Origin of the sequence: Photobacterium chitinilyticum, assembly GCF_004104355.1 — a bacterium.
Taxonomy (GTDB): domain Bacteria; phylum Pseudomonadota; class Gammaproteobacteria; order Enterobacterales; family Vibrionaceae; genus Photobacterium; species Photobacterium chitinilyticum.
This window is the reverse complement of sequence record NZ_RJLM01000001.1, coordinates 414232-430520: the sequence shown is the minus strand read 5'-3', so window position 1 is coordinate 430520 and position 16289 is coordinate 414232. Positions and strand designations below refer to the sequence as shown.

General features: G+C 47.9%; 13 protein-coding genes. 1 reads left to right on the top strand and 12 read right to left on the bottom strand.

Annotated elements, in window-relative coordinates; genetic code table 11:
• Window positions 1–29 precede the first annotated feature (29 nt).
• The 3 genes from treC to treR form a co-directional block, all read right to left on the bottom strand.
• Complete coding sequence (gene treC, locus EDI28_RS01940; RefSeq protein WP_128782150.1) at window positions 30–1706, bottom strand: alpha,alpha-phosphotrehalase; 1677 nt, start codon at window positions 1704–1706, stop codon at window positions 30–32.
• A gap of 89 nt (window positions 1707–1795) precedes the next feature.
• The gene (gene treB, locus EDI28_RS01935) at window positions 1796–3226 is read right to left on the bottom strand and encodes a PTS trehalose transporter subunit IIBC (RefSeq protein ID WP_128782149.1); all 1431 of its coding nucleotides are present in this window, start codon (window positions 3224–3226) and stop codon (window positions 1796–1798) included.
• 197 nt (window positions 3227–3423) lie between these two features.
• Entirely contained in the window at window positions 3424–4368 is a 945-nt protein-coding gene (gene treR, locus EDI28_RS01930; protein ID WP_128782952.1) for a trehalose operon repressor TreR, read from the bottom strand.
• Window positions 4369–4763: 395 nt separating this feature from the next.
• Here treR and EDI28_RS01925 point away from each other — a divergent pair, with 395 nt between their 5' ends.
• Window positions 4764–5930, top strand: a complete 1167-nt coding sequence (locus tag EDI28_RS01925; RefSeq protein ID WP_128782148.1) for a Card1-like endonuclease domain-containing protein — start codon at window positions 4764–4766, stop codon at window positions 5928–5930.
• Window positions 5931–6015: 85 nt separating this feature from the next.
• Here the strand turns inward: EDI28_RS01925 and EDI28_RS01920 are convergent, their stop codons facing one another.
• The 9 genes from EDI28_RS01920 to EDI28_RS01880 all read right to left on the bottom strand — a co-directional run bounded on the left by EDI28_RS01920 (window position 6016) and on the right by EDI28_RS01880 (window position 16029).
• The gene (locus EDI28_RS01920) at window positions 6016–7167 is read right to left on the bottom strand and encodes a hypothetical protein (protein WP_128782951.1); all 1152 of its coding nucleotides are present in this window, start codon (window positions 7165–7167) and stop codon (window positions 6016–6018) included.
• Window positions 7168–7178: 11 nt separating this feature from the next.
• Window positions 7179–7862 carry an ABC transporter ATP-binding protein gene (locus EDI28_RS01915; protein WP_128782147.1) on the bottom strand — a complete coding sequence of 228 codons (684 nt, stop codon included), beginning with the start codon at window positions 7860–7862 and terminating at the stop codon, window positions 7179–7181.
• A 2-nt stretch (window positions 7863–7864) separates the two neighbouring features.
• Entirely contained in the window at window positions 7865–9082 is a 1218-nt protein-coding gene (locus EDI28_RS01910; protein WP_128782146.1) for an ABC transporter permease, read from the bottom strand.
• The gene (locus EDI28_RS01905) at window positions 9072–10301 is read right to left on the bottom strand and encodes an ABC transporter permease (protein ID WP_128782145.1); all 1230 of its coding nucleotides are present in this window, start codon (window positions 10299–10301) and stop codon (window positions 9072–9074) included. Before EDI28_RS01905 ends, EDI28_RS01910 begins: the two co-directional genes overlap by 11 nt.
• A gap of 17 nt (window positions 10302–10318) precedes the next feature.
• Window positions 10319–11071: an outer membrane lipoprotein-sorting protein gene (locus EDI28_RS01900; protein ID WP_128782144.1), complete on the bottom strand. Its 753-nt coding sequence runs from the start codon at window positions 11069–11071 to the stop codon at window positions 10319–10321.
• A gap of 105 nt (window positions 11072–11176) precedes the next feature.
• Entirely contained in the window at window positions 11177–11854 is a 678-nt protein-coding gene (locus EDI28_RS01895) for a TetR/AcrR family transcriptional regulator (RefSeq protein ID WP_128782143.1), read from the bottom strand.
• A gap of 359 nt (window positions 11855–12213) precedes the next feature.
• A complete protein-coding gene (gene udp, locus EDI28_RS01890) occupies window positions 12214–12981 on the bottom strand; it encodes a uridine phosphorylase (RefSeq protein WP_128782142.1) in 768 nt (255 codons plus the stop codon).
• A gap of 317 nt (window positions 12982–13298) precedes the next feature.
• A complete protein-coding gene (locus EDI28_RS01885; RefSeq protein ID WP_128782141.1) occupies window positions 13299–15752 on the bottom strand; it encodes a zinc/cadmium/mercury/lead-transporting ATPase in 2454 nt (817 codons plus the stop codon).
• Window positions 15753–15849: 97 nt separating this feature from the next.
• On the bottom strand, window positions 15850–16029 hold the full coding sequence (locus tag EDI28_RS01880; protein ID WP_128782140.1) for a hypothetical protein: 180 nt from the start codon (window positions 16027–16029) through the stop codon (window positions 15850–15852).
• Between the last annotated feature and the right edge of the window lie 260 nt (window positions 16030–16289).

The following is a 16289-nucleotide window of genomic DNA, read 5'->3' as shown; positions in this document are numbered from 1 at the left end:
CTAATCCCTGTCGACACTGCTTGCTGCTATCATCGATTGATCAGCAATACTCGGGTTTCATAAGGTTGCAGAGCAAAACAGTGTGACGGACTTTGCTCGGTTACGCCTGCATAGTTAGACAGCACAAATTCACCCTGATCAAGGTCTATGGACTTAGGCAAGAAGCACTCAACCACTTCGCCATAGTAGTTATTAATACAGATCAGCACCTGAGACTGAGACTCACGCTTGTAGCAGAAAATGTTCTTATGTTCCGGCATCATATCGCTGTAATCACCGGTCGTGATCACTTCGATTTCCTTTCGCAGTTCAATTAGTCGGCGGTAAAAATGGAAAACAGAATTGTCATCGGCGACGGCTTTTTCCGCATTGATCTCAGGGTAATTCCCGGCCACATCCAGCCACGGCTTACCTGCCGAAAAACCTGCGTATTGGCTGCTATTCCACTGCATTGGAGTACGAGAGTTATCACGGGATTTCTGGGCCAAAATTGCCAGCATATCCTGTTTGCTCACACCGAGCTCATTCACCATGATGTCGTACATATTGGTACTCTCGACATCACGATACTGTTCAATTGATGTATAGCCCGGGTTGGTCATGCCAATTTCTTCACCCTGATATACATACGGCGTGCCCTGCATCATATGAACTGATGCTGCCAGCATTTTTGCCGACTCGACGCGGTATTGCTGATCATTACCCAGACGGCTGACAATCCGAGGCTGATCATGGTTACACCAGAACAGTGCCCCCCAGCCTTTGCCATTGAGCCCTTGCTGCCAGTGATTAAAAATCTCTTTTAGCTGAAGGAAATCAAACGGTGCCTTGGTCCATTTTTCGCCATTTGAATAATCGACTTTCAGGTGATGGAAATTAAACACCATCGACAGCTCTTTCCCGTCAACCGACGAGTATTGCTGGCAATGCTCCAGGGTTGTAGATGACATTTCGCCGACGGTAACCGAGCCGTATTTTTGGAACACCTCGTCACTGATTTCCTGAAGGTATTCATGAACCCGAGGGCCATCAGTATAAAAGCGGCGGCCATCACCCAGACAGTCATTAGAAAAGTCCTGCTGCTTGGAAATCAGGTTGATAACATCCAGACGGAAACCATCAACGCCTTTTTCTGCCCAGAAACTAATCACGTCTTTCACTTCCCGGCGTACCTGCGGGTTTTCCCAGTTCAGGTCGGCTTGTTCTTTGGCAAACAGGTGGAGGTAATACTGGCCCGTCGCTTCATCAAGCTCCCAGGCATTGCCGCCAAATTTGGACTGCCAGTTAGTCGGCGCGCCGCCATCAACCGGATCTTTCCAGATATAGTAATCACGATAAGGGCTGTTTTTATCTCCCAACGCCGACTGGAACCATGCATGTTCAGTCGAGGTATGGTTAACCACGATATCCATCACAATTCGAATACCACGCTGATGAGCTTGCTCAAGCAGCTTGTCAAAATCTGCCATGGCGCCAAAGTCAGGATTGATATTATAATAATCAGATATGTCGTAGCCATTATCGATCATTGGCGAACTGTAAACCGGCGTAAGCCAAATTGCATCCACACCCAATGTTTTCAGATAATCGAGCTTTGAGATAATCCCTTGAATATCACCCGTACCCTGACTTCCGCTGTCACAAAAGCTCTTAGGGTAAATTTGGTAAATAGTCGCCGTGCGCCACCATTCAAATTGCTCTTTCATCGTATCTAGCCTGATCTTTTATTGAAATTTGATGTGGCTGCCGGTCGATACCAGCAGCCAGTTAATTAACTCGGTAGGAATAACTGCTATTAAACAGTTTGAGGAGATTGTTCGATTTCGCCTTTTGCCTGTGCACGCTTGTACATAATCAGAGTCAGGGCAATGGGTACAACCACAGCTACCAACATGGCGACCAGATACGCTGTCCAGTACTGTGGCTGGATAGACAGGATGCCCGGCAGACCGCCTACCCCGATACCATTTGCCATCACTCCAGCGCTACCACAGATTGCAGCGGCAGTGGCAGAACCAATCATGGCGCTAAGCATTGGGAACTTGTACTTGAGGTTAATACCGTACATCGCTGGCTCTGTAACACCCAGATAGGCAGAGATTGCAGCCGGTACCGATATCTCGCGCTCGTTATTCTTCTTGCTGATCCAGATAATCCCGATAACAGCTGATGCCTGAGCAATATTAGACAGCGCAATCAGAGGCCAGATTGGCGTGCCGCCCATGTCTTGCATCAACTGAAGGTCAATCGCATTGGTTGTGTGATGGACACCTGTAATAACCAGTGGTGCATACAGGAAGCCGAACACCATCGCGCCAAGAATCGCGAAGTCACCCGTCATTGCAACTTTCGCAGCATAACCAACAGCATCACCCAGCATACGACCAAATGGGCCGATAAGTGCATGAGCAAGGATCACCGACAGAATGATGGAAACAAACGGTACGATAACCAAGTACAGATAAGCAGGAATAATACGCTTCAGATTGGTCTCAATCAGTGCAAGCGCAATACCGGCCAACATCGCTGGGATCACCTGGGCCTGATAGCCGACTTTTTCTATCACGAACAGGCCGAAGTCCCAGCTTTCGGGCACTTGCTGCCCGATGAGATAGGCATTCATTAACTGCGGTGATACCAGAGTAACACCCAGCACGATACCCAAAATTGGCGTACCGCCCAGCTTCTTCACCGTCGACCAACAGACGCCAACCGGCAAGAAGAAGAATATAGCTTCACCAATCAACCACAGGAAAGAATGCACTGTGGCCCAAAACTGGCTAATTTCGGTCAGTGTCTGACCGTCAAACATCCGAATGTCGCCGATGACATTACGGAAACCGAGGATCAAACCACCGGTAATAATTGCTGGCAGCAAAGGAACAAAAATTTCGGCAAGATGTGAAATTCCACGCTCCAGCAAACTCATATTCTGTCGAGCGGCTACTTTTGCCTCTTCCTTACTGGCGCCGGCACTACCCGTCATCTCATTTAAAGCTTTATAAACCTCGTCTACTTCCGTACCGATCACTACCTGAAATTGACCCGCATTGGTGAAACACCCCTTCACCATTGGGATTTCTTCAATTGCCTTGACGTTAGCCTTGTCAGTATCGCTAAGAACAAAACGCAGTCGGGTCAGACAGTGGCTAACGCTGGCAATGTTGTCACTGCCACCGATTAGTTCCACCAGACGCTCGATTTGCTGTCGATTAATCTTACTCATGCCGATGTCCATGTTTATATTTGATAGGGAATGTCGTTATTGTTATCCCGCAATGGGAATGTTCCCACTGCTCGATACAAATAATGGCAAACCCCACTCAAAATTGAAATGGGAACATTCCCATTGCGTGAATCAGTTCACACATTCAGGTTACTAATTAAACGGAGCTCATCTATAAAACGAGTGTAGATTGTTAGCTATAGACTTGCCTGTTGGGTTAAATGGGTTATTGTCTGCTGTCCGGAAAGCTGCTTGATCAACAAGTTAGCAGAGGCATGCCCCGCCTTGAAGTAGCCCGGATCAATACTGAAGGTATTGGGGAAAATGAAGGAAAGAAGATCGGTGGCACCGACACCAGAAACCTGGATATCACTGCGCCCCAGTTCCTGAAGGCGCTTGGCTACGCCCATTGCCAAGGTATCACTGGCACAGACAATAGCTTGGGTTTCCGGTTGCACCACATCATCAGTCAGCTGATAGGCACTCTCATGACTAAGCTGTCCCGTCTGGTAGCAAGGCTCGATGCCGGCTTGCTGACAACACTCTTTGTAAGCATTCAAACGCATCAGGCCCGTTGTTTTATCACTCGGATCTACGCCGACATAACTGACAAATCGTTTGCCCTGGTGCAAAAAGTGATTCATCGCCAACTCGATAATGCCGTGGTTGTCATAACCGACCGATGAAATCCTATCAGTATCCACAGCTATCACGACCGCTTTGTGCTTGAGGGATTCTATCGCCGTTAAATCACAACCAGAAAAGCCGAATACAATCACCCCGTCAACATTGCGCTTTTGCAATACCGCAAGATGCTCGTTGGTTTTCTCGGTACTAAACTGGCTTTCCATGATCACGGCATCATAGCCAGCCTGATAGATCACTTCCAAGATCCCACTTACCGCCTTATTTTCCGATGGCGAGTCCAGACGAGAAAGAATGATCCCCACCACTTTGGCACTACCGCCTCGCATGGCCTGTGCCGATTTGGAGGGCACATAACCTGAATCCCGGATCACCTGTTCAACCTTTTCACGGGTTTCAGGTTTTACCTTGGGATCATTGGTAAGAACACGGGATACCGTGGATTTTCCAACCCCGGACAATTTTGCAATATCGAGAATAGTGAGCTTCTGAGTCATAATTAATACAAGCAAATACAATCCTCCCTATTGTCACTGACATGCTCAGGATTTCAATCATTTTCCTCGCCATCATCTAAAAATCCTTCCTGCTAGCGACAAATATATACTTTCAGCTAGCAAAACAATGAAAAAATGACAAAGTAGTGATTAATGACAAATACTTACAGTAAGCAGACATTCCCTGAAGAAAAATCGGATAAATTGCACACTGTGACGGCATTTACTTGAATTAATTATGTTCCGTCCCCATATCTGATATCAAATGAACAGTATTTGTTTAGTTTGATATTGAACTGAACATTAAAGCTATAAATTGCTAAAAGTCGTGTTGGCCTGTTCTTTTGCTTCCTCCTTTTTAATATGCCCACACGAGTAAAAGCATAAGGATAATTATGATTACTCACGTTGGCATTATCGATCAGGACCCTGTAAGACTGATTACCCCTTTACTCGACCACGGTATTCCTGCTGATAACATGATTTTTATCGGCACCGAATCACAACGGGAACAGTATGACCGTCTGGCCTCCATTCTGGCTCCGCGTAATATTCAAGCCGAATTCTTTACCATTCCAGACTCCATCAATATCACCTGTATCCGCCGCCGTCTTAATGAGCTTGCCGCCAAACTCAAAGATCAGCAATCTGAAATTTGGTTCAACGCTAGCTGCGGCCTTCGTCACCGCCTGCTTTCTGCCTATGAAGTTTTCCGCACCTACCACTGGCCAATCTATGTGATAGAACCTTTCAGTGACGAGATGTGCTGGCTATATCCAACAGACCGTGAGCAACAGCAGGTAGAGGACAGGATTCAGCTAACCGACTACTTGACCATTTTCGGCGCTCGCTGTGAGCTGCCAGAAACGACAGTTCCGGAAACATTAAACGATCAACTGTGGGAACTGGGTCAACGCTGGGCAAGTTCAGCACTGGAGCTGGGACCTGGCCTTGCCACCCTAAACTACCTCGCTACGACCTGTCGCAAAGAGCAGAAGCTAGACGTCGCACTGAGTGAAAAACAGCAAGGCTATAAAGAACTCGGGATGTTACTGGCCGATTTGGATGACACCGGTCTGGCGACTTACAGAAATGGCATCCTGACCTTCAAGCACGAAGAGGCCCGTCGCTTTGCCAATGGTGAATGGTTAGAGAATCTGGTACACAGCACAGTACGTGCAATCCAGAATGAATTACCCACCATTCAAGATCATTCTCTGGGTGTACAGGTCTACCGGAAGATTGGTGAACGAGAAGTTCGAAACGAGCTAGATGTTGCCACTGTGGTGAATAACAAGCTACATATCATCGAGTGCAAAACCAAAGGCATGCGTGACGACGGTGATGACACCTTATACAAGCTGGAATCACTGCGTGATCTACTTGGCGGCCTACAAGCACGGGCGATGCTGGTTAGCTTCCGTCCGCTGCGTCACCATGACCTAGTTCGTGCTCAGGATCTGGGGCTGGCAATTATCGGCCCCGATCAGCTGGGTGATCTACAAACCCATCTCCATAACTGGCTCAGGGATGCCGGTGGTCAGAGTCATAATATCGCCTAAGTTACATACGAGTAACGAGCACTTGAAAGCTCGTTACTCGACCTCAACTTCCCGTTCCTAGTCACTTGCCCCTTGTTACTAATACCTAGAAGCTCCATCTCATCTGCCAGAACAGCTGCGTATTTGCCGTTTGCCCGAACAGGCTATCACTGCTACCGTCAAAACGCTGGATAACAGTCAGCATCTGCCAGTCATCCGCCAACGAATAAGTATTGTTCGCCCCGATAAAGAACGAGCCATCATCGTAATAGGTGGCAGAGAAAGTCATTCGACTCAACGATGAAATATCAAAACCGGCATCGGCATACCAGCTCAGTTTGGTAAAACTCAATGTGCGGGCTGTCAGCGGCAGGTTGAGAAATAACAAGGCATTTAGGGGCTCTTTCGGATTGGAGATATGGAGTATCGCCCCCCGTGTCATCCAGTTATGTTTACCGCCAAAGCTATAGTCAGCTTCCACGCTGGCGACAGATGACGATTCCAGACTCTCCCCCTGCCATCCATCACGAACAGGATCGAACCAGCTCACTTCACCGCGGATCCCTGCGCCTTGTATATCCCCGGCAAAACCTGCCCCTATCACATCATCCAGACCTGACTTGCCCACCAATAACTGCATATCCCAACCTTGTCGGTTGAACATATATCGACCGGCATAGCTTTCAAGCTCACTATCTTGGCTTGGGCTATAGATGACGTCTACCGTGCTGGCAAAACCCAGCTTGCGGCTGATCATTACAGCATCAGATCCGGATCGTTCTTCGTAATCAAAATCATAAATAGAATAGGAGTTAAAGATATCGTTGGGATTCCAAAGGGTTGTCATTCCCCAGTTAACCCGAAAGCGGCCGGTTTGCAACTGCCAGTCTTGATGCTGCCACGTAAGATAAAGGCGATCTAGCTGCGTGGTGCCGACAACACCCCTTTTGTCCAACCAGTTGGTCGACAAATCCATATAGCCAGGGTCAAAACCCACCAGTTGACCGAACCCCGGAGTTTCAGCGGTATCACCGAACAACAGACGGTTACGCATCCCGACATTAAAGCGGACATCACTGTTGAAACGATATTCAAAATTAAATCGTTGGTGAACAAGATGATCCAGACTGCTGCTTTGACCATCAGGAAAAGTCGCTGTAGCCATATATTTAAGATAACCGTTCAAGTCCCAGTCTTGCTCCGGCTCTAAACCTGGAACTTGTGCCATAACGGATACACTGACGACAGCGGCAAGCATGCAAAATCTCTTCACTGGCGACGATCCTCTTTCAGCTCCCCGTCTTCAAACACGATGACCCGCCGTGCCCGCTTAATCACCCGGGGATCATGGGTCGAAAAGATAAACGTCGTCCCTTCTTTCTCGTTTAGCTGCTGCATGATATCGAGCAGCTCGGCGGTACTTTGCGCATCGAGGTTGGCTGTCGGCTCGTCAGCCATCACAAAGCGTGGCCTTGGCGCCAGAGCCCTTGCCACCGCAACCCGCTGCTGTTGGCCACCGGATAACTTGGCTGGAATTTTATGTTGCTGATCAGTAAGGCCAACCTGCTTCAGCAACGCACTGGCTCGCTGTCGGCACTCCTTTTCGCTATGGCCTTGCAGTTGCATCACGAACTCGACATTCTCCAATGCAGTCAGTACCGGCAGCAGGCTGTAATCCTGAAAGATAAAGCCGATATGATCACGACGAAATGCGATCAACTCCTTCTCTTTCAACTCGCAGATGTCGCAGTCATCAATACGTACCTCACCCGAGGTTGGTGTATCAATGCCTCCCAACATATTGAGCAAGGTCGTCTTGCCAGAGCCCGACGGCCCCATCACGGCAACAAACTCTCCTTGTTCAATAGCCAAGTCAAGGCTTTTTACGGCATGAACCGGAAAATCCGAATCAGGATTATAGGTTTTACAAAGCTGGTTAGTCTGAATCGTCATGATCAATGTTTCTCCGCCATTGCATCAACAGGGCGCTGCTTTAGAATTTGGCGCGCCGGATAAAGTGCTGCCAAAATGCTCGCTGCTACTACGGTGATAAAAATCATCTGGTAGTCCGTCAGGGAGACCTGAGGATACAAAGTGGTATCGACACCGAACGCCCCGAGCCCTTCGGCAAGCTTGCCGAGCGGTACACCGGTATGCTGCAAGAGCCGCATTAGCCCCACACTACCGGCTATCCCCAGTAATGCACCAGTGATCCCAAGCCATGCTGTTTCCAGCATGATTAACAAAAAAATATTGTACTTTTGCATACCTACCGCCATCAGCACACCGAACTCCCGGGTACGCTCGAATACTGACATCAGCATTATATTGACGATGCCAAAGCTCAGTGCGAGGACAAAGATCCCCAGCATAATCGCATTGCTGGTACCCATCTGGTTAATAATCGAAGCCAGCATCGGTTGGACCTGCTGCCAGTCCCGGACGGTATTTGGGTTTGATGTCTGCGCTTGCAGTACGTCTCGCAACGAGAACGCCGCTTTTTCGTCATCCAGCAATATGGCTATTTCATGGCTGCCTTCAATGCCGGCCAATGCCATTAGATCGCCACGCCGAACAAAGACATTTCCTTCATCAAAACTTGAAGTGGGAGTTTTAAAGATCCCACGAACACGAAACGCCGCCCCGGTTACATCACCGCTGGCGTTGGTGAATGTCAGTACTACCTTGGACCCGACACGCAGCCGCAACCGTTCAGCCGTTTTGTTTGAAACCAAGACAGGGTTGCGCCCTTCCAATGACAGCCATTCACCTTGCCGGATATTGGCTGCCAGCGGTGTTACCAAGGCTTCTGACTCCAAATCAATGCCATTGATTCTTACCCCGCGGGCGCTGCGTGCCGAGGCGACCATTCCATCAGCAACAAACCGTGCCGACATGGCTCTTACCTGCGGCAGTTGTTCAATTGATGCAATAAGCTGGTGGGAATCGACAATCGTTGAATTGATATCAGGGTTATTGAGGTAGCGGCTGTTATGAACCTGGATATGACTGGTCTGCCAAGCAATAGCGTTATCTATCATGCTGCCGTACATGCCCGTCATAAAGCCCATCATACTGACTACGCCCATCAGACCGAATACCATGGCACTGAGCATGATGCTGGTTCGTAATTTATTGCGCCATAAATTGCGCCAGGCCAATTTAACCAGCATGTCCGCCTCCTTTTAATGCACTGACCAAGTCCAGCTGATAGACACGCCACATCGGATAAATCAAGCAAAGTAGCAACAGACCCAATACGATCGTTATCTGATTAACAAACAGCCATGGTTCCAGCAGGATCGGCAAGACCGGATCCCAGCCCATTTCCAGGATCATTTCCGCCGTCTCGCCCGTTAATACTATCGGGTTATAGTAAAACCAGATAAGAAATGGTGCGGAGATCCCCAGCCCAAGTACAACCCCCAAAAGAGCAATAAACAATGATTCGATACTAATGAGAGCAAGCAGCTTCTTTCGCAATAGTCCGGTGGCCAGCATGACGCCAAACTCGCGCTGGCGCTCTAGGGTCATCATCAGCAAAGTCGCGAACAAGCCGAAACCCACCACACCATAAAGCAGGTACATCATGATAATGCCTCCTGCTTTATCCATCAGAATTTGCTGTGCCATCTCCGGAGAAAGATCCTGCCAGTCACGGATGTTTGCCAGCCCGTCATAATCCGCGCTTAACTCTGCAACAGTCTGAGGCAGTGCCGACAAAATACGAGTGTGCAGCACCCAGGCCGTGACTTGCTGTTCGGTGCTGTATAAGGTCTGCGCCAGTGCCAACGGCATATAAACCAGCTGGTTATCAAGCTGCGGCATCGGGAAATCCAGTATCCCTTTGACAGGATACAAACCTGCGGCAGTCTGGCCCCGGTATCCCTGACCGTAAAGGATAATTTCATCACCGACCTGCAGATTTAGAAAACGAGCCAAGCCTTCGCCAATCAATACTTGCTGATCATCGGCAGACAAGAACGTCCCTTCACTTAACTTGCCTGCTATACCCGAGTAGTCGTTCTCCTGCTCGGGGATCACGCCCATTACCATCACACCTTTCGATTTGTCGCCAGCAGCCGCCAATGCGAAGGATTCTATTCTCGGCAATATACGTTTGATATTGGGGTGGCTTTTAGCTGGGGCAATAAACTGACTATCTGCTGGCAGCAAATCATCAATACTCTGGCTATCCGAAAACTCAGGATGCTGAATTTGTATTAACCCGGTGTAGAAACGGGCAGCATTCTCAATGTTATTGGCATAGCTCCCTTCTTGCAGGCAGCGCATAAACAACGACAGCGCAAGCGCCAATGCCAGTGCAGATGCGGTAAGAACCGTCCGTCGTTTCTGCCGCCATAAATTGCGCCACGCTAACTTCACTAACATAAAACCTCCTGTTTACGTCAGTCACGCAGTGCTTTCATTTGGCTTAACGAGAAAAAGCTGTCTTTTACAGCAAAATCAAATTGTGCCTGATGGGTAATAATCTGGGTTTTATTACCCGGCTTATCCGCAGGCAGCATTTCCATTCTGGACGCAAGCTGCCGCCCACCCAGCATTTTTACATCGTAGGTTTTCATGGTGTTGACCAGCTCATCAAACTCGTCGTAAAACTCAACCTTGCGCTGCAGGTAAGTCTTTTGAGAGATCCACAAACGGACCTTATTCCACACCACTGGTGCATTCGGTTTGGCAATCGCATCGATAACCCAGGTCGGATCGGAATCAAATACCTCCTTACCGACCATCTGGTGGCGATAATCCACCACAATGGAAGACTGATTAATTAAGTCATCATTGGTAAAATCCGAGCCCATCCAAGACTGACTGAGCATCGAAGGGGCGATTTTGACGACCCTCTCGATGCTAGGGATCCAATTCCACATTTCCCGTTGGCGCTTGAGCGATGCACTGCCCTTGTCTTTTGCTGGTGCAGTCACCAATACCAGTGACAAGTCCATGCCCTTGCTCCAGGTTTTCATACTCATCGAACGCGTCCAGTCAGGACGAATGATCTTCATCGTCGCTTCGGTATAGCTCGAATCACCCCGCATTTGCAGATCAGACTTTCTGACGATTTCAGTCGCGGTCTCGGCAAAGATCGACGTAGAGAACAGAGCCACCACGACTGATAGTAAAATAGATAAATCACGCATAACTTTTCCTTAGCAAACTGTCGATGAAAACAAACTGGTATTCTGTGAAAACAAGTCCTCGTTTCATGAAACAAGTTTTGGCTTCATGTGAGTAGGTAAACGTATTTATTTAAACCAACCAGCCAAGGTGCCCTGATCGATAAGCGTCAGTGAGCCTGTCGGCGCCCCGAGGATCCGCTCTATCGAAAACTGGGTCGCTTTGACTTTGCGTAGTGCTCGTTGAAACGGCTGCTCTTGAGTCTTCTGATCGAGAAGTAGATCGGTCAACCCATCTGAAAAAGCATGCAACACTGCAACCACCAGCTCGGCAACAACAGTAGGTGTTTGGGTGTCAAACACACCTTCATCAATCCCTTGCCTGATAATAACGGTAAAATCTGCAGCCAATAATTTTGAGCTTCTCGTTATTAGCTTATGTTTTAGCGGCAGGTTCTCATCCATATTGATAATTTTGGCAAAACTAAGCAGCCCTTCTTTTTGTTCAATCTTCCAATGGTTCGTGACAACCAGCAGCTGATTCCACTTACTGATCGCATCTATTCCAGGGTCGATGATCAGCTCCCCCACCAAGGTTTGGTATTGCGACTGCATATCGTCGACCAAGGCTTCCAGAACAGCCTGCTTCGAATCAAAGTAATGATAAAAAGCACCTTTCGAGACTCCGACAGCGGAGATCAAATCATTCACTGACGTGCTTTCATACCCCTTGCTATAAAACAAATCTTGCGCTGCTGCGATAAATTCACAACGCCTTTCATCAGCGGCTTTGATGACTCTCGCCATAGGGATTTTCTCTAAATGCTTGCAATATGCTCACAACCGACCGACCGTCGGTATGTGATTAAAATATAAGCACCAGACTTGGTTTTTTACAACACCATTGCCTGCTATTTGAACGATTTAATATTCTAGATGTGACATAGCCTGATAAAGGCACGAAGAATCGCAATAAAGAGAAGAGGGAGTGTTACTGAGGAGAACTTGGAGGCATAAAAAAACCGATGCCTGAGCATCGGTTTAAATGTGTGGTGAACCGTTAGCACGCTGGAATTTAATTCGAAACCAAGACAGAAATACCTAGTTGATAATTATCAATGAGCACTTCCAGCACAGCTACCATATTAAATAACCAGTGATAACAATTACTCGGCTAGCATGCGACGTGCTGCTTCAACTACCACTTTAATTGAACGCGCTTCAGTCTTTTTCAACGTCGCGTGATCTGGGATCTCTTTCTGAGTACGGTTGATGATAACACCGGCTACACAGCCTGCACGTAGGCCTGAACTTGCACACATGGTTAGCAGTGTTGCTGATTCCATTTCGAAGTTCAGAACACCCATTTGTTGCCACTCATCCATCGAACCTTGGAAACGGCGTACTACGCGACCTGAGAATGTGTCGTAACGCTCTTGACCTGGGTAGAAAGTGTCTGAAGATGCTGTTACACCCGTGTGCACTGTAGCGCCATCGGCATCACACGCTGCTTTCATTGCAGTTGCTACGTTGAAGTCAGCTACTGCTGGGAACTCCATTGGCGCGAAGTGAAGGCTAGCACCGTCTAGACGAACTGAACCAGTTGAAACGATCATATCGCCAACATTGATATGTGGCTGAATTGCGCCTGTTGTACCTACGCGCAGGAATGTACGAACACCTAGCTGAGCTAGCTCTTCTACAGCAATAGATGTTGATGGGCCACCGATACCAGTTGAACAAACAACTACAGACTTGCCGTCTAGCTTAGCGCGGTAAACCGTATATTCACGAGCACTTGCCAAGAATTCAGGGTTATCCATTAGGTTAGCAATTTTTTCAACTCGTGCTGGATCACCAGGAATAATTGCTAGCTCTGCACCGTTAAGATCTTCTTTGTTTACACCTAGATGGAAAACTGCGTTGTCAGACATAATCATATCCTTTCTTATACTATTTACCGCGCGTTAGGGAAGTTTGAACCTGCGGTTATTTATCAAAATAATTTGTGTTTTGACAATACTCTAAACAAAGCACTCTCAAAACACATGATAACGATAGCCGATAGAATGACAGTTTTTAGTGACAGGAATCACAACGATTGAAATGTCGTTAATTTCATTTCTCATAGAAAGGTGATCAATATCACGCAAAATCGTTTACTTATGCTTTGCGTCACAAAAATATTATGGCCCAAAAAAAGAGCGCCACACTGGTGGCACTCTTAAGATGATAGATTAACTAACGGCAATTACTCTTCAATTTTTGCTTTAAACCGGAGCAACCTTAATGCATTCAGTGTCACCAATGCGGTCGCGCCACTGTCAGCCAATACTGCAACCCATAGCCCTGTCATACCTAGCAATGTAGTTATCAGGAAAACGCCCTTCAATCCCAGTGCCAGTATGATGTTCTGATGGATATTGGCCAGCGTGGCCCGAGACAGTGCAATCATCACTGGCAACTCCGATACCCGATTATGGGTTAATGCGGCATCTGCTGTCTCAAGTGCCACATCGGTACCGCCTCCCATCGCAATACCAATAGAAGCCGTCTTCATTGCCGGAGCATCATTGATGCCGTCTCCGACCATAGCGACTTTCGCATTTTGATTAGCAAACTGGACTTCGGTTACTTTGTCTGCCGGCAGTAAACCTGCTCGATAATCTATATCAATTTCACCTGCAATAGCCGCTGCTGCACGAGGGTTATCTCCTGTCAGCATTACGGTATGAATACCCATCGCCTTCAAATTTTTGATGGCTTTGTGAGTATCATCTCTCAGGTTGTCACGCCAAGCTATCAAGCCGACTGGCAAACCGTTGCGAACGGCGACAACCAAGGTCTTGCCCTCACCTTCCAACAGTTCTGATTCGGCTTGTTGGCCAGGAGTCAGTGTTACCGATTCCGGCAACCTGTCAGCGGCAGCGAGTAGCAACGTATCCCCATCTATCTCACCCTTGATCCCACGCCCTGGCAGCGCTTCTCGTTCAGAGGCTTCAATAACCGACAACCCTCGATTTTTCGCTGCGTTCACTACAGCCTGAGCAAGCGGGTGTAATGATCCCGCTTCGACAGCTGCAGACTGACGCAACAGTCTATCTTCGTCACCATCCCAACTAACAATATCAGTCATCACCGGTTTGCCTTCGGTTAGCGTACCTGTTTTATCGAAGGCAACCATTTCAATATGACCGAGCTGCTCAAGCGCCGCTCCACCTTTAATCAGGGCTCCTCGCCGTGCAGCAGCAGCCAAACCGGAGGTAATTGCTGCCGGTATCGATATCACCAGCGCACAAGGACAGGCAATCAGCAATAAGGTCAGCCCTTTGTAAATCCACTCATCCCATGATTGTGCAAACAGCAAAGGTGGCACCACTATCACCAAAGCGGCTAACACTATCATTGCCGGGGTGTACAGGCGGCTGAAACGATCAATGAAACGCTCTAGCGGTGCCTTACGAGACTCGGCATCCTCAATCAGATGCAAGATCCGATCAATAGCATTGTCACCTTGCTCCGATACGATTCTTAAACGTACCACTTTATCTGTCACCAACGAGCCAGCCATCACTTGTTCACCAGGCTGTCGCTCAACAGGAACCGATTCTCCCGTTAATGCGCTCTCATCAAAACTTGCGGTTATATCAACAAGCTCGGCATCGGCTGGCAAACGAGCACCCGGTGCAACTTCAATGACATCCCCTTTTGTGAGATCTTCTGCTGCAACTTTTTCCCTTGTACCATCAGGGCGAATGACCATGGCCTGCTCTGGCACAAGATCCATCAGGGCTTTTACCCCGCTTCTCGCCCGGGAAGAGGCATAGCCTTCAAGCTGCTCGCCAATAAGAAATAACAGCAAGACCATGGCCGCTTCTGCGGTCTCTCCCAAATAGAGCGCACCAATTGCCGCGACGCTCATCAGTGTCTCGATCGAAAACGGAGAGCCACTTTTGCCGAGCGCTATGGCTTTTTTTACTATCGGAATAAGCCCTAACGCCGTCGTGAGTGTAAACGCGATTAGGCCATAGGTTTCTGAACTTTTATCGATGATAAAAGAGATCAGCATCATCGTCGAAATTACGATGATAGGTAAATTCTGCTGAAGAAAGCTTTTGCTCTCTGTTTCACTTTCTTTGCTACGTGTTGAGACTAGCGGAAACCCCGTTTCTTTAGCTTTGGCTTCAATAACATCAGCCTGTTTTCCTGACTGACAGTTAACGACCAGCTTTTGGGTCGCAAACATCACCTTGGCCGTATCAACACCCTCGATGCCGGACAGGGCTTTTTCAAGTTTGCTAGCACAGCTTGGACAGTCCATATTCTGGACTTTCCAACTTAATGTTTTACTGTGAGTCGATTGGGTGAGTGCCGCTTCAAGGGCTTGCTCATCTTCAATACTTATAGAAGCGCTACAACAGCTGTTACCCGAACAACTACTAGACTCATAATTATGTTGATGGGTATGTTGATGGTCATGCTGATGAGTATAAACGGGATGTACGGAAGGTCTGCCGGCAGCGGGTTCCTCATCGGCACCAGGATCACCACAACAACCAGAATCAGCTGAATCGCTACACGTCACGGTTACTGAGCTGCAACAATCCTGCATTGTTCCACTTTCAACCTGAACAGTGCTTGCGTTGACTGCCATCGATTTTACAGTATGGATATGTGGTTTTTTGTTATTGCATTGAGCACACATGGTTTCTCTCCTCGGTATGCTTTATTTGGTCAATACAGTAACTATAAACCTTGGAGCTRGGTCTAAGGTCAAGGGGAAATGACAATCTTTCTCGACATCATTTCATTTGGGAAGGAGTATCACTATGGTCTTTTGAGGCAATAGGGGCATCGCTCGACTCAAATTGCCTGGCTTGTTTTTCATGCAAGGCCTCAATCAGCTTGCGATCCAACTCGGCGAAATACAAGTCTTCTTCAGCCTTACCCTTCCGGCGCATGTTTTCAACGAAATCAACCATAATATCTACCTCCAGCCATCCACTCATCTTAATAGTAGTTGATAAGCGAGCAAACATTTGAAACCGAGATACGGCAATCTCTCTGAAATTGATCCAGGGCAGATTATTCAAATCACGGTGATTTTACGAAATGGAAATTGAAGTGAGTAAGGAGAGTAAGGAGAGTAAGGAGAGTAAGGAGAGTAAGGAGAGTAAGAGTGAGACAAGCAAAGTATGAATGCAAGGACGGCTTTCCTTGCATTCAAATTACCCTTAAAGCT

Coding starts and splice junctions, on each gene's coding strand:
- treB (WP_128782149.1), bottom strand. CDS start 3,226: ATGAGTAAGATTAATCGACAGCAAATCGAGCGTCTGGTGGAACTAATC.
- EDI28_RS01880 (WP_128782140.1), bottom strand. CDS start 16,029: ATGGTTGATTTCGTTGAAAACATGCGCCGGAAGGGTAAGGCTGAAGAA.
- EDI28_RS01925 (WP_128782148.1), top strand. CDS start 4,764: ATGATTACTCACGTTGGCATTATCGATCAGGACCCTGTAAGACTGATT.
- treC (WP_128782150.1), bottom strand. CDS start 1,706: ATGAAAGAGCAATTTGAATGGTGGCGCACGGCGACTATTTACCAAATT.
- treR (WP_128782952.1), bottom strand. CDS start 4,368: ATGACTCAGAAGCTCACTATTCTCGATATTGCAAAATTGTCCGGGGTT.
- udp (WP_128782142.1), bottom strand. CDS start 12,981: ATGTCTGACAACGCAGTTTTCCATCTAGGTGTAAACAAAGAAGATCTT.
- EDI28_RS01885 (WP_128782141.1), bottom strand. CDS start 15,752: ATGTGTGCTCAATGCAATAACAAAAAACCACATATCCATACTGTAAAA.
- EDI28_RS01895 (WP_128782143.1), bottom strand. CDS start 11,854: ATGGCGAGAGTCATCAAAGCCGCTGATGAAAGGCGTTGTGAATTTATC.
- EDI28_RS01910 (WP_128782146.1), bottom strand. CDS start 9,082: ATGCTGGTTAAATTGGCCTGGCGCAATTTATGGCGCAATAAATTACGA.
- EDI28_RS01900 (WP_128782144.1), bottom strand. CDS start 11,071: ATGCGTGATTTATCTATTTTACTATCAGTCGTGGTGGCTCTGTTCTCT.
- EDI28_RS01905 (WP_128782145.1), bottom strand. CDS start 10,301: ATGTTAGTGAAGTTAGCGTGGCGCAATTTATGGCGGCAGAAACGACGG.
- EDI28_RS01915 (WP_128782147.1), bottom strand. CDS start 7,862: ATGACGATTCAGACTAACCAGCTTTGTAAAACCTATAATCCTGATTCG.
- EDI28_RS01920 (WP_128782951.1), bottom strand. CDS start 7,167: ATGCTTGCCGCTGTCGTCAGTGTATCCGTTATGGCACAAGTTCCAGGT.